Source organism: Leeuwenhoekiella obamensis (assembly GCF_055391795.1).
Window position 1 is genome coordinate 1,911,710 of sequence record NZ_AP029251.1, and the last position, 14,273, is coordinate 1,925,982.

9 protein-coding genes are annotated in these 14,273 nt (G+C 32.7%); 4 read left to right on the plus strand and 5 right to left on the minus strand.

Annotated elements, in window-relative coordinates:
* Positions 1-7: 7 nt before the first annotated feature.
* From ACZ5L8_RS08535 to ACZ5L8_RS08550, 4 genes are read left to right on the plus strand one after another with little or no spacing between them, the layout of a single operon-like run.
* Positions 8-2,230: a DEAD/DEAH box helicase family protein gene (locus tag ACZ5L8_RS08535; protein ID WP_464436556.1), complete on the plus strand. Its 2,223-nt coding sequence runs from the start codon at positions 8-10 to the stop codon at positions 2,228-2,230.
* A gap of 3 nt (positions 2,231-2,233) precedes the next feature.
* Complete coding sequence (locus ACZ5L8_RS08540; RefSeq protein WP_464436557.1) at positions 2,234-2,467, plus strand: hypothetical protein; 234 nt, start codon at positions 2,234-2,236, stop codon at positions 2,465-2,467.
* A complete protein-coding gene (locus tag ACZ5L8_RS08545; RefSeq protein WP_464436560.1) occupies positions 2,464-4,611 on the plus strand; it encodes an AAA family ATPase in 2,148 nt (715 codons plus the stop codon). The genes ACZ5L8_RS08540 and ACZ5L8_RS08545 overlap by 4 nt, the downstream gene beginning before the upstream one ends.
* A 2-nt stretch (positions 4,612-4,613) precedes the next feature.
* The gene (locus ACZ5L8_RS08550) at positions 4,614-5,138 is read left to right on the plus strand and encodes a hypothetical protein (RefSeq protein WP_464436562.1); all 525 of its coding nucleotides are present in this window, start codon (positions 4,614-4,616) and stop codon (positions 5,136-5,138) included.
* 71 nt (positions 5,139-5,209) lie between these two features.
* Here ACZ5L8_RS08550 and ACZ5L8_RS08555 read toward each other — a convergent pair whose 3' ends face one another.
* The 5 genes from ACZ5L8_RS08555 to ACZ5L8_RS08575 form a co-directional block, all read right to left on the minus strand.
* Entirely contained in the window at positions 5,210-6,340 is a 1,131-nt protein-coding gene (locus tag ACZ5L8_RS08555; RefSeq protein ID WP_464436565.1) for a phosphoadenosine phosphosulfate reductase domain-containing protein, read from the minus strand.
* 1 nt (position 6,341) lies between these two features.
* Positions 6,342-9,566, minus strand: coding sequence for an ATP-binding protein (locus tag ACZ5L8_RS08560; protein WP_464436567.1), 3,225 nt, complete (start codon positions 9,564-9,566; stop codon positions 6,342-6,344).
* On the minus strand, positions 9,550-10,443 hold the full coding sequence (locus ACZ5L8_RS08565; RefSeq protein WP_464436569.1) for a DUF4007 family protein: 894 nt from the start codon (positions 10,441-10,443) through the stop codon (positions 9,550-9,552). The genes ACZ5L8_RS08560 and ACZ5L8_RS08565 overlap by 17 nt, the downstream gene beginning before the upstream one ends.
* Before the next feature lie 770 nt (positions 10,444-11,213).
* Positions 11,214-12,935 (minus strand): efflux RND transporter periplasmic adaptor subunit, encoded by a 1,722-nt coding sequence (locus tag ACZ5L8_RS08570; RefSeq protein WP_464436572.1) that lies wholly within the window; start codon positions 12,933-12,935, stop codon positions 11,214-11,216.
* A 108-nt stretch (positions 12,936-13,043) separates the two neighbouring features.
* Positions 13,044-14,270, minus strand: coding sequence for a permease (locus ACZ5L8_RS08575; RefSeq protein WP_464436574.1), 1,227 nt, complete (start codon positions 14,268-14,270; stop codon positions 13,044-13,046).
* Between the last annotated feature and the right edge of the window lie 3 nt (positions 14,271-14,273).

Sequence of the window (14,273 nt, forward strand, 5' to 3'; positions counted from 1 at the left end):
CAATACTATGCTAAAGAATGTTGAATGGTCTGAAGATAGAGATTATAGAACAGGTAGTGATAATGAGCCTTTACAGTTCTATATAGATGCATTGTGTAATAGTAAATCATTTGATTTATTGCTGGGGTACTTTAGCTCCTCTGCTATAAACATTCTTGCCTTAGGCTTTGCAAATTTTATTTATTCAGGTGGTAAAATGAGAGCAGTTATTAATAATCTTCTATCACAGGATGATAAAGAGGCCATTCTAAAAGGACAAGACAAAGAAAATTTTTCATCTACTTACAATTTTGAAGACATAAAAGGGCTTAAAGAATCACTTGATGATTATGGAAAACATTTTTTTGAATGTTTTGCTTGGATGATTGCTAATGAAAAAATAGAGTTAAAAATAATCAAACCAAAAAACAGAAAGGGTATTTCTCATTATAAGTCAGGAATTTTTGGTGATGGAAAAGATTATATAAGTTTTAAATCATCTTGCAATTTCACGTATTATGGATTTATAGAAAATTTAGAGGAATTGGATTGTAGATTATCTTGGGAGGAAGGAGAATTAAAAAAAATCAATAAACAGAAGATAAATTTTGAACAACTCTTTTCAGGAAAATCTGAAATTGTTGAATATCTTAATGTGCAAGATGTTAAAGTTGCTATAAAACAAGAGTTTGGAGATAAAAATATACAGGAGTTAATAATACAAGAAAAAGAATTATTAAAAAATAGAAAGAAAACATTTAACAACCTTAATATCACTGAATCAATTAAAACTGCAACTAACAAATTAAATGAGTTTATAAAAATTGAAAAATCACCAAAATTTCCTTATCCAACTGGACCAAGACCTTATCAGAATAAAGCTTTTGAAAAATGGATAGAAAATGATAAAAAAGGATTATTTGCCATGGCAACAGGCACAGGAAAAACACTTACTTCCTTAAATTGTTTATTGAATGAATACAAAGATAATGGAGCATATAAGGCAGTCGTTTTGGTTCCTACGATAGCATTGGTTGATCAATGGAAAAATGAATGTAGAAAATTCAATTTCAACAATATAATAACTATAAGCTCCAAAGAAAAATGGCCTCAAAATGTATCTTTTTTAAACACTGCTAGCAACTTCATTGATGTGTCTTATGTAATAATAGTAACCTACGCTTCTTTCTATAGAAAAAGCTTTCAATCACATTTCATTAATTTACCAAAAGACACCTTATTAATTGCCGATGAAGCGCATAATTTAGGATCAAACAATTTATTAAAAACACTCTCAAAAATTCATTTACAGAAAAGAATAGGTCTTTCAGCTACTCCTGACAGAAAATATGATGATATAGGCAATAAAAGTATCGAAGAGTTTTTTAACGACTCACCTCCTTTTGTATATAGTTACACGATGGGACAAGCTATGATTAAAGGGTGGTTGAGTAAATATAAATACTATCCACATATTGTTAAACTAACCAACATTGAACTTGAGGAATACAGAGAAAAGTCAAAACAACTAGCAAAATATTTTGATAACCAGACAAAAAAATACAAAGATTGTCCAGAAGTAGAAAGACTTTTATTAGAAAGAAAACGCATAATTCACAAGGCTCACAACAAGTTAGCAGCTTTTAAAAAAATTCTAAATGATGAATTTAATTACAGAGGAAACCTGAACTATACATTGGTTTATGTACCTGAAGGCATAGAGCCTAATTATGAAAATATTGATGATTATATTGAAGACAGTGAAGATGTTTCATTAATTGACAAGTATACTAGAGTAGTTAGTAGAACAGACAGTTCAATTATGGTAAAGCAATACACTTCTAAAACAAAAAATAGAGAATATGTCATAGAGTGCTTTCAAAAAGGAACTATAAATGTGTTAACATCGATGAAATGTTTAGATGAAGGCGTGGACGTACCCAGATCAGAATTAGCTATTTTTTGCGCGAGTACAGGAAACCCAAGACAATTTGTTCAAAGGAGAGGAAGAGTTTTAAGAACTCATGATGACAAAACATATGCTGTAATACATGATTTAGTTGTTGCCCCTGAGATCAATGATGATTCAACTTTTGAAATGGAAAAAAGTATAATAAAAAAAGAACTTGAGCGAGTGGTTGATTTTTCAATATTAGCACTGAATAAACCAGATACATTTGAGGCATTAAAACCAATACTCAAATATTACAATATAAATTTATACGATAGTTCAACCAACACAAACACTTAGAACATGGCTAGAAAAGATGAAATTTTAAAAAGTTTTTTAGAGCATGAAATAATCTCAGAAAAGTACGGCATAAATAAAGATGACATTCCAGGTAAGTTGCAAGAGGGATTAAATTCAGAACATGCTATAATAAAAGCTATCTCTTTAATTGTAGAAAATACAGAAGGGTTTAATACCGTATCAGATAAAGCACTTTATGGTCAAATAACTCAATTTTTAAACGAATCAGCAATATGATATTAAAAGAAATTACCATAGAAAACTATTTATGCTATTATGGTTCTAAGAAATTTAATCTGGCAAATGGTTTAAATGTTTTTATAGGAGAAAACGGAGAGGGTAAAACAAAATTTTTTGAAGCCTTAGAATGGTTATTTAACAATGATAATGACAATTTAGAGTTACTTGTTTCCAAAAAAGTTCTTGAAGAAAAAGGGGCAAATGAATCTTTTAGGGTTAGAGTTGAAATTGTTGTAGAACATTATGACGAAATTAAAATTTTATCAAAAGAATTTTCAGTCAAGAAAATCAATGATTCAGATTTTGAAGTTGGAAAAGTTATACTAAAAGGAATTGAAGAATCTAACAATGGTGAGAGAAGCTATGTTGATGGTAAAAATCTTCTAGAGCACCTATTCCCTAGTGAAATTAGAAGATATTCAATGTTTAAAGGAGAAGAAGAACTTAATATTTTTGACAATGAAGATGCCTTAATTAATCTAATCAATTTATTTTCTAACGCTAAACATTATCAAAAATATGAAGAAAGAGGTGAGTATCTAAAAAATGAGGCTGAAAAAGCTGTAAACAGGGAATCGAAAAACAACTCGAAAAACAAACAGGAATATCGTAGACTCGAAGAAGAGATTAACCACTATTCTAGAAAAAAACAAGATCAACTAACTTTTTTAGAAGAAACCAATAATAGTATAGAAAAAACAAAAAAGAATATCCAAGATGCCGGAAAGTATATAAATAATGCTGAAGCTCTAGAAACTATAAATTCGAGAATTGAGAAGATAGAAAGAGATATTTCAAAAACAGAAAGCTTAATTTCTGAAAACTATACAACAGCTCTTTTTGATGAAAATTGGATATTAATGAATTTTGACCAAATTCATACAGAGTTTTCTAATAAAGTATCGGATTTAAGTAAAAAAAGAAGGAAACTTCAATCAGATTTTGACAGAGAAATCGGTATAAAACAGGGTGAAAAAAAAGCTAAATTAGAGATTTTAAATGATTTAGTTCCTTTACCTCATAATGTACCTTCATTATCAATTATGAAAGAGATGATAAAGGAAGGGGTTTGTAAAGTTTGTAACAGACCTGCAGAAAAGGGTTCTGAAGCTTTGGAATTTATGGAAAAGCGTCTTCAAAATTATTTAGATTCTCAAAAAGCAGCTAAAGAAGTAGATGAGGAGCCTAAAAAACTTTTTCAATTTAACTATATAAGTAGACTTGTTAACCTAAGTACAAACCAGGAAGACAATTTATCCAAACTAAATAGTATAAATAATGAAATTGAAGATATGTTTGAGTTTAATCAAGCTAGAAAAAATGATCTGATTGAGCTAAAAGAAAAACTAGAAATAGAATTAAAAGAGCGTAATAGAATAATTGGCAATTCTGCTGTCGGTTCAGAAAGGCTAGGTGTAGTGCTTAAAGACTATAATTTATGGCAGGATGATGTAAAAAAGTTAAATGAAGAAAGTGTTGATTATGAAGTTAAAATAAAAGACTATGACTCTAAATTAGAAGTTTTAAATGAGCAAAAAGAAAAAATAGACCTAACTAATGCCAATTCATTTTTAATTAACACAAGAAATATTCTAAGAGATATAGATCAAATTTTTAGGGATACCAAAGACAGAAAGTTTGAAGAATTTATAAAGTTATTATCTCAAAAATCTAATCAAATTTTATCAAATATAAATATTGATGCTTTTACAGGAACTCTCAAATTCAAAGTGACAAATTTTGGTTCAAAAATCAAAATCAAGCCAAGATTATTGGATGAAAATGGACACGAGTTTTTGGCCAATAAATCCTTAGAAACATCAATGCATATCTCAATCTTAATTGCAATTTCAGAACTATCTAAAGAAGTTAGAGAAGACAGATACCCAATGTTATTTGATGCGCCAACTTCATCTTTTGGTGAAAGTAAAATGACTGAGTTTTTAAATTTAATTTACGAAACAGACAATCAAACCATTATTTTGATTAAAGATTATATAGCTAAAGATGAAAATAAAAACCTATATATTAAACCAGAATTTGAGAAAGTAAAAAGAGATAAGGCTTTCTGGATTAAACTTGAAAGACCTTTTAATGAAAAGAATTTAAAAACTATTAACACACAGAGAATAGAGTTATAAGTATGGACAATTTATTTGATAAATGGAAAACCCGAATTCCTAAATATAGCATTGAGTTTAAAGACACTTTATTCAAATCTCTCTCAGAAAAATACGGAGCTGAAGGTGATAAAAAAATTAGTTTAGGCAAACACTTTAGTACTAACTACGAACTATACACTTATGCCTTTTTTCTTGGACTTTACACAAATGAATACTCACCAATTTCTGAAAGTGTAAAAAAGGTTGATTTTAGTCATCATATACAGTATTGGGGAAGTAAAACTACAATATCTGTCAGAAAAGATTTTACCAATCTACAAGAGTACATCTTTGCAGCTTTAGTAACTAAAACAGACTTAAATTTTATTGCATTAGATAAAGGTGAAATAACAGAAGATCAAGCTGTAAAAAAACTCATCCACACTATGGAATCATATACAAATGGAGGACTTACTTTAATTAAAGAAAAGCTAGAAGATAATCCTAGTTATTTTTTAAACCCAACCTCTTTTTTAGATATGATAGTTAAGGCTAAAACTCAATAAAAAGAATCAGAAAATTCATGAAATTTTTAGACTATGTCTATTAAGTGACCTCCTCCCAATTTATTTAAAAATTAAATAAAACAGCTTGCACATCCTTCCCCTTCGGCTTGTAAAATTTCATCTTGCCAAGAAGAGTTTGTTCTTGATCTTTTCTCTTGACGTAAGGTTCTAAGATAATGCTCCTTTTTAATCGCTTTTACTCTTTCTGGCTTTCTAAGCTCTTCTAATGTTTCTTCTGCCCAAGCATACCCCTCTTTTTCATACTCTGTTGCCTTATCATATAATTCAGGATGTTGCTCCAGTAACCAAACCCATTCAATTTTTTGTTGGTAGAAACAAAAGAAACATCCGGATCTACTTCGGGAGTAAGTTGCAGTTTTAATTTCGCCATCAATCTCAACTTGGTATTCAATTGGCTTGTAATAAGCAGGAATACCAACACCACTATCCTCTAAGAGCTTAAAAATATCATCAATTCCTAAATTATCAGAATTATCAACTAATGGGAATTCATCTAATTTACCAACGGGATAGTCGGTAGTTTTTAAAAATTCAAAAACTACTTTATTAAACGCTTTTACATCAGCATCTAAAAGTGCATTTAATTTCTGTTTCTGAGTAAATTGGACTGAAATTGGCTGCTCGGCATAAGCTAATATGTTATCTAAAAGACCAGGTTCAGAAATGATATTATTATAATACATTATAACTTTATCAATGTTTGGATTTGAAAGAACCTTTTTTATTACATCTTCACTCCAAATGTTTTTCCTAAATGGAAAGATGGTCTGAATACTCTCTTTCTTGGAAATATATCCTTCACGATTTTCATCACCACGAATGCCAACATAGGAAATAGTCGGTTTTTCTCCCACTTCATCCTCAAACGGCTGTAACTTCATTTTTTTTGTACACCACCTAGCCATTGGAGAAGGCAAATATCCCCCATACAAAGCTAAAAAATGATCAAAAGGATTTTTTAATGGAGAATTTTCCTCATTCATTGATTTATATAACCTAATACTCTTACCAAGTTTAGAAGTCAACTTTTTAATTAAATCATAAGTCTCTTTTAGTTCCTTTCCGGTATCACAGGTATAATATTCAATACCCATATTAGGGTAATTTTTATTCATATATACTGCAAGTGCAGCACTATCCTTTCCTCCTGATATTCCCAAAACATGATTTACTTTTCCCATATTAAACTTCCAAATCTTTAGATAGTAATTCTATTAAAACTTCCTTCCTTCTTTTAGACTCAAGATCTTTGATCAACTTATTGATATCTTTCTTAATTTTACTTATTACCTCAGATTCACTATCCCTGCGATTTATAATAAGTTTTTCCTCAATCGCCTTCCCACCTTCGTTATAGAAACGAAAAGAAAGTAATTTCTCTTGATTTGAAGATTTATTAAAAGATTGTATTTCACTTGCCTTTATTAGGCCATCAATTAAATCCTCAATCGTTCTTAATAACAAAGGCTCCTCCTCATCAATCAATTCATCAATACTTTTACCCAATACGACATCAGCCACAGATTTTAACCAGCTTGCTCTATCGTCCAAAGGGGAAATTAGTCTTTGATAGAACACCTTTTGGACTTCAGCTAAAGTATTCGAATCAATACTCTTAAGTTTGAGAAATATTTCCTTTTTATAATCCTCAAAATTTGTACGATCACAATAGAACGAAGAAACAATTGAATTTTCAATTCTATTCAATAATTCCCCATAAGAATTGCGTAACTCTCGTATGGCATCTTGAATTTGTTTTGAAAAGCTTTCTAACACCCCTTCATCCTCTTTGATAGTTACTCCATGATAACCCAGAGCTTCTGGAAAAATATTGAAAAGTGCATCCTCAGGATCTTTTGCCTGAACAATAGCTTGCCTTAAAGCAATAGCTTTTTTGGAAAGCTTATTAGTTTTTAAAGCATAGTTATTAAGCCCTCTTTGAAATCTCAAAAAATTACTAAAGATGGATAGAAACACTGTTTGAGTTCCTTTATCATCCAAGCTATCACCCTGAACTATCTCCTTATAGCATTCTAAAAGATTTACTTTCAGACCTGACACATCATAACTTTTAAGCAAAAAATTATCCGGTCTTCTATGTATTAAGTCTAATACATCTTCATCTAAAAAAGGTATGTAACCTCCATCAACGTGGAATAATGCAAAATCTTCTTGTTTTGCAATTAAAAAAACAGGCAACCAAAAGTCGATTAAACCTTTTTTCAATTTAAATGGAGGCTCCAACAACAAGTCAATAAACTCCCTTAAATTCCGTTTATTAGATAGAGATGAGTTTAAAAATGCTTCACTCTCATTCCAAAGCTCGTATAAGCTTGATTTTTCATCGGGCACAGACAGTTCATAATAATCTAAGTTATCATTTCTCTTATGTATCCCTGGCTTTTTTAATAAGCTAATGTAAATTGCCTTTTCAGGTGGAAATTTAGAATTAGTATATCCAAGCATTTCCTTTGAGCTCGAATTGAGTAATGCTCTAATTAAATTCTTTCGCGCCGTATTAATGGGAGCACTTAAATACTCTTTATTAATTAATTCGTTTTTGAGGTTTGGAGTCTTTGAATAAATATTGTAACAAATTTCCGCTAGCCACCTATATAATCTTTGTTTATTAGAAATATTCTCGATTTGACCATTATGAACCCAAATATTAACTTCCGGTTTAAACATTTCAGTAACGACCAAAATCTCCAAATTATTTAAATGAAATTGCTTTTCATCATTCAATAAGTTTAAAGCATTTTTGTCTTCTTGATGTTTTTCAAGTAAAAGATCAAACTGCTTGATCTTAAAAAGCTCTTCTTTAATCTGAGATGAGTTGTTATAAACTACAAAAATATTTCCACCCTTTGTTTTGGAAAGCTCAAGCAAGGTAGTTACATCAACCTCTTCAAAAATTAGGTTGATAAAACCATCAATTGCCCCACTAGCAGGCTTAATATCAAGAATCTCATCAGCATTTATAATCCTATACTCAAAAAATCTAGGAGTTCCCGTTTCGAAAGTATACTTCTTAACCAATTCAATAGGATAATCTACAAGGTTTCTTATCTCATCACTAATTGAAAAATAAGGATTTATCTCCTTCCCTATTGATATTAATTCCTGTTCAAGATCAATATCTGTACCTTCTAAGAAATTTAATTTCCTACTATGTTTATAAAATCTAATAATAGAAGCTGAAAGTAATTTTTCAACTACATCAGAGATATTGATGTCCTGAGTTAATTTGAAGTAGTCTATTAAAAAAGACTCGTCAAAACGCCCTCCTGCCTTTGAAAAAATATTCACTAATCCAATTGTCTTAATTACTTCAGTTGCAACGAAAAAATCATCTTCAAATATCAATTCTGCTCTTTCTAAAGCCCTAAAAGAAGAATACCATTGCGGCCTATGAGGGTTTTCAGGACTATTAATTTCAGCAGGCATTGTATGTACTAAATAATCAAACACCCTTGACACAGTAAAGAACAAGTCTCTATTATGTCTGATAGCATATTTAGAATCATCGTTAAGAAACGAAAATAATGACCGTTCATTTTGACCGTAACGTTGTAGAGAATTGACTAAAACATTTGTCGACAACCAATCTAAAGGAAAAAGAGATTCGGTTAAATCGGAATTGATGTTAGAATTGACTAAACCCGAGTCTTGCACTAAAAGATTGAGCTTTTTGAAATTTCTCTTAAATCTACGGGGTAATTTAAACTCTTTTAATTTCTTACTTGCAAAAAATATTAATTGCTCAACAGGCTCATTAAAAATTAAGTCAACGAATCTCCCACGAACCTTCTCCCATTCCAACCTATCCTGGTTGGACAAATTTCTACCATAAGAAGAAAAGTTTTGGTGAAGTGTAATTATAAAATAGGATTCATATTTTTCATCATTTACCCATTCAGAGATTTGCTGGAGCAAATAAAGTTCATCTAGTGAATTATTTTTAGATGCATTTTCTAAGAACTTACCGAACTCATCGACTACCAATACAAGACCATATCTTTTTCTTTGGGCTTTCTCTCTCTCATTATTTAAAGTATTCAGAATGTTCTCATTGGTAACATCATTCAGCCCCAAAACTTTAGATAAAGCTTCTGAAAATGGAGAATTACTTCCAACAATCTTAATTATCTGATATCCCTCAATCCTATTTTCAGAATCAAGGTTCGAAAAATAGAGTTTCTCATTGTTTAAATTTCTTTCTAATGCCCAGAGAAAGGTAGACTTTCCAGTACCATAATTACCAATGAGATTAAAAGATCTAGTTGCTCCATGATTGTATAAGAATATCCGTTCAAATATTTCCTTAGTATTTGGAGTAACTATATAGTCTATATTCTTGCCCCAATCTCTAATAATATTTGTCGATATATTAGCCGTGTAACTCATAATGCCTTTTCAATAAAGTGGTCTTAAAATTTTCAGAAGTATCCTTAATTTGAATTTGTCTTACTCCCGCATCATCCTTATATACAAATTGAGAATACCCTTTACATAATTCTTCAACAACAAGCTCTAAAGCCTCGTTGGACAAGCATAAATAAGCTGCAATAGATATTCTTATTTTATCAAAGTTTATAGCAGATTCATTTGAGAATTCAGCCAAAAGACAATATCCGAAAATTTCAATAGTCAAAGAAGGTTGCACATTTCTATTGATTCGATACACCGCCTCATTATTATTATTGCGCCTACCTGTATTGGAAACTAAATTAAGAGCGAGCAAAGGGGTATTGAAATCATCTTCGACGGTTTTTGTATTCTTGTTAGGAGAAACATAGGTTTTTATAAAAACTTTAAAATCAGAATTCAAGGTTTTATCCGTAACCTTTTTCTGATTGTTTTTTTCAATTTCCCTTAACAAAAACGACTTTATTTGAGTCTCTGAAAATTCTAAACTTGCTTTATCAGAAAAATAATCTTTGAAGATTGCTGAAAAAATTGAAGCGTATCCAGTTGAACATAGAAAGTACTGCATTAACCATAGAGACCCTTCATTTTCTAAATAGGGATCTAGTTCTAAACCTTTAAAAAGAATATATGTGAGTTCTCCCAATTGATTGTTTTCATCATCAATTACTTTAAAGGCTTTCATCCAATGCAAAATTGAGCGAACCATATTCTTACCCACCCCTAATTTGAAAATTGCCTCAGAGTCTTTAAAGATAGATATATCACACTCGTTACCAGCTAATTGAACTCCTTTCAGAAGCCATTGCTCACGGCAATGAAAAGTATCATGACCGGAAAATCTTAATATTGACATAGTTTAATTTGATAAATGCAATTTAAACTAAATGGACGATTGACTCCATTTCAATAATAGAAAATTTGAAAGAATATCAACATAATTTATTAACATCTATAAATAAGATTATAACTATAACAAACGCTTCAATAAGAATATTAACAAAAAATTTATTCATAATGCAATGTACAGTATTAAAGATTGTCTTAATCGGGTGACCTTTTAGGACAGAGCATGAGAAAAAAGCATTATTCACAACTTTAAAACATAAATGATATGATAATTACAAAAAACTTAGTTAGAGTTTAGAATTAAAAATAAAACTTAGATGTGGTTTCACAGATTAGTTTCTACTAGCGCGAAAATTGATTGGTACATTTTTAAAATAACTAAGAAGCATTATTTAAATTATGATTATTAAAAATACTATGTTTTTAATAAAGATAATATTTTAACAATGAACACAATAAAAAATGTATCTTAATACAAATCTCTAAGACTAGCTTTAAATATTAACTTTACCATTGATTGATACAAAACTTAGCTTTAAAATCAATAATGCGAATTATTCTCGGTTTACTTAATCAAATCGATATTGTATGGGACGGAAAAATAGATAACACAGCTATTATACATTTTTTTAAAATATAATCCTTACTGTTGTCAAATTTGCAAATATTATCGTTTTATGAGACTTTTATTTCCGTTAGAAGCAAGAAAAAAACTAAAAAATACATCTCGGTTCCGCTCGATAAGCATTTATATTTCTAGAGTAGTCCATTTCCCCCTCACTCCACCACATCAATCACACTACCACAGCTCAGCATCGCTTCGCCATAATACGGATTCTTGATATCGCTGGAGCTGCTTAACCAGACGGCGCCGTTATTGTTATTTGCCATGGGGCATTGCTGGATGTACAGTTTTGCGTCCAGACCGGTAATATTCTTGATCACAGCCACCATATTCTCATTTAAGACAACAAAATGACTACGTTGCACTTCTAGATCTTTGGTTTTTGATATTGCGGCCAACTTGTCTTTTATCGCATTGATATGTGCTTTTTCCATGGTGCCTAGCGTGGCTTCTGGCGTTGATTTTAGTGCGGTAAGTGTCGCTTTCGCGGAAGCGATAACTGCAGAAGCATCGCTATTTACAAAGGCATCCTTGAGTTTAAGGTAAGACGGTAAACTTTGCTTAACAGCTTGCTTTGTATTTGCCGAAAATTGCATCTCCATAGACTGCATTTCCATTGCTGATTGCTCCTCAACATCCTGATTCATCATAGATCGCTTGCCTTGCAATTGTGCCGCAGCGTCTACTGTGAAGGTTCCATTGGTTACGATCTCATCACCATTTTGAAGTCCGTCAAGCACAGTATAATTATCTCCGTTACGATTGCCCAACGTTACCTCGTGCATTTTAAAAACAGGTTCGTTCGCATTGGTTTTAAGATAAACCACAGAGCGCTCACCGGTCCACATCACCGCCGTTGCTGGTATAGTGAATTGAGAAGTTGTGGCTGTGCTCTGCCCTTCTACTTTGCCGGTAATGAACATACCCGGTTTGAGTTGGCCATCTGTATTTTGTAAGTCGGCTCTAACGGTTACTGTTCTTGTTTGAGCATCCAGAACCGGATCTATAAAAGAGATCTTTGCATTAAATGGTGTATTAGGATAGGCATTTGAAGTGATCGCTATTCGCTGCCCTTTTTTCAATTGATCAATTTGATTTTCATAGGCATCAAATTCTGCCCAGACTGAGTTTAAGTTGCTGACCTTAACAATGGGCTGACCTTGCTTCACATAATCACCTTCTGCGACCAACTTCTCTGAAACAGTACCGCTCACGGTGGCATAGACAGGGAAATTCTCTTGCACTTCACCAGATCGTTCTATGCGGTTGATCTGCGTATCTGTGAGCTTCCAAAGTTTTAATTTGTTGCGCACCGCATTATACAATGCCCGCTGTGATTCTTTAAGTGACGCGGCAGTAATGAGTTCTTGCTGGGCTGCCACTAATGAAGGTGCGTAAATGGTTGCTAGCAATGCACCTTTGCGCACTTCCTGACCGTTATAGTTGATATTCAGTTTTTCTATTCTACCGTCAAAATAACTCGCCTGCACCGCATTCTCTTCTTCATTCATGGCGATCTTGCCAGAAAGCGTGATCATATTTTCTTCTCCCACAGACGCACTTCCCACACGCGTGGTTTGAATATCGGCTAATGCCATGGCATTCTTGGTCATTTTGAATTCATTCACGTCCAGACCGTCTGCACCTGCTTCTGCCGGAATAAGATCCATCCCGCAAATAGGACAATCACCAGGTTCTGGTTGCATGATCTGTGGATGCATTGAGCAGGTCCACATTTGTTCAGCGCTAGCGGCTTCATGTGTATGCTCATCGTTTTGATGCGTATCGTTAGCCTCACTTCCTCCAAAAATGAGCCAACCCAATACTAAACCTCCCACAAGAGCGATCCCGATATATAGAAAATTCTTATTCATACTTTCTAACTTTATTTTGCTGTTTTAATGAGTCAGCCGTGATCTTGATTCATACGTTGATCACACTCTTTTCTTTTTGGCTGCAGCCAAATAAATTTTTACACCTTTTTAAGCAACCGCAAACTTCACGATCAGTCCACCAGCTAACCAAGCATAGCACAAAAATGCTGTGTATTTTAATACGGTTTCAAGCAACGGACTTTTTGGTGCCATGTCGCCCATAGATGCCATTACATCTTTTTTCTTGAAAAAGCCTAAATAGATCAAATAACCCGTGATCGCTAAAAATGCTAGGTTAAGAAAGAAGGTATAATCGACCTTAAAATATTCGCTATCCTGAATAGTAACCTGCGAAGGATCTGGTAAAAAACCTAACAGATCAAAACCGTAATGCAACGCCAACGCCGTAGCGATCAATGAGGCAAAAAGAAGGAAAAGAATAAAGAAAGACATCTTCCACCCATAGTATTTTGCGTTGATACGCAACACAGGAAACACTACCAAATCACTGAAAATAAAAGCCATCACACCGGCAAAACTCACGCCTTTGCCCAGCAATAATGCAGCAAGCGGAATATTACCCATTGACCCTATAAAAGTCAAAAACGCCGCGACTGGCCCTACGATTATATGTTCTAATATTTCAAGGAATGTAAAATCTGTATTGCCCTGACCAGTGTTCACAAAAAGCGTCTGAAAGAAAGCATCTGGTACAAAAGCGGCTACGATACCTGCAATGGTAAAGCCCACGGTAACGTCTTTCCATACCATTTGCCACTCCATTTTGTATTTCTTAGCGACTTTTGCCCAACTCTCTTCTTTCTTGATCTGCTTCTTCCAGTTTTCAGAAGTATCCATCTCATCATCTCCTTCTTCCTTGAGTTTTTCTCTAGCTTGTTTGATCAGTTTTTTAGGATTGATAATGCGTATAAGAACCCAACTGATCAATATCAATAAAATTCCGCCTACGTATTCTCCCACTACAAACTGCCAACCTAAGAAAATAGCGATGATGATCCCTAGCTCGATCACGAGATTAGTAGAAGCGAGCAAGAATGCGATAGACGATGCAAATCCTGCTCCCTTCTTAAATATTGACTTTGTTGAGGCAAGCGCAGCAAAACTGCACGAACTACTTATAAACCCGAAGAACGTGCCTAATAGCATACTTTTAGAACGGTCTTTACCCATGGTTTGCTGCATCCTCTTTTCGGTCACAAAAACCTGTATCATACTGCTGATAATATATCCCAATATGAACGCCCAGAGCGCCATCCAGAAGAATCCAGTTGAAGTATAGGCTGCTTCGCCCCATTGTTCTAAAAAGCTATTCATAAA

Bases quoted from the DNA above. Each gene is read 5' to 3' on its own strand.
- ACZ5L8_RS08560 (WP_464436567.1), bottom strand. From the start codon at position 9,566: ATGAGTTACACGGCTAATATATCGACAAATATTATTAGAGATTGGGGC.
- ACZ5L8_RS08540 (WP_464436557.1), top strand. From the start codon at position 2,234: ATGGCTAGAAAAGATGAAATTTTAAAAAGTTTTTTAGAGCATGAAATA.
- ACZ5L8_RS08575 (WP_464436574.1), bottom strand. From the start codon at position 14,270: ATGAATAGCTTTTTAGAACAATGGGGCGAAGCAGCCTATACTTCAACT.
- ACZ5L8_RS08535 (WP_464436556.1), top strand. From the start codon at position 8: ATGCTAAAGAATGTTGAATGGTCTGAAGATAGAGATTATAGAACAGGT.
- ACZ5L8_RS08555 (WP_464436565.1), bottom strand. From the start codon at position 6,340: ATGGGAAAAGTAAATCATGTTTTGGGAATATCAGGAGGAAAGGATAGT.
- ACZ5L8_RS08570 (WP_464436572.1), bottom strand. From the start codon at position 12,935: ATGAATAAGAATTTTCTATATATCGGGATCGCTCTTGTGGGAGGTTTA.
- ACZ5L8_RS08545 (WP_464436560.1), top strand. From the start codon at position 2,464: ATGATATTAAAAGAAATTACCATAGAAAACTATTTATGCTATTATGGT.
- ACZ5L8_RS08565 (WP_464436569.1), bottom strand. From the start codon at position 10,443: ATGTCAATATTAAGATTTTCCGGTCATGATACTTTTCATTGCCGTGAG.
- ACZ5L8_RS08550 (WP_464436562.1), top strand. From the start codon at position 4,614: ATGGACAATTTATTTGATAAATGGAAAACCCGAATTCCTAAATATAGC.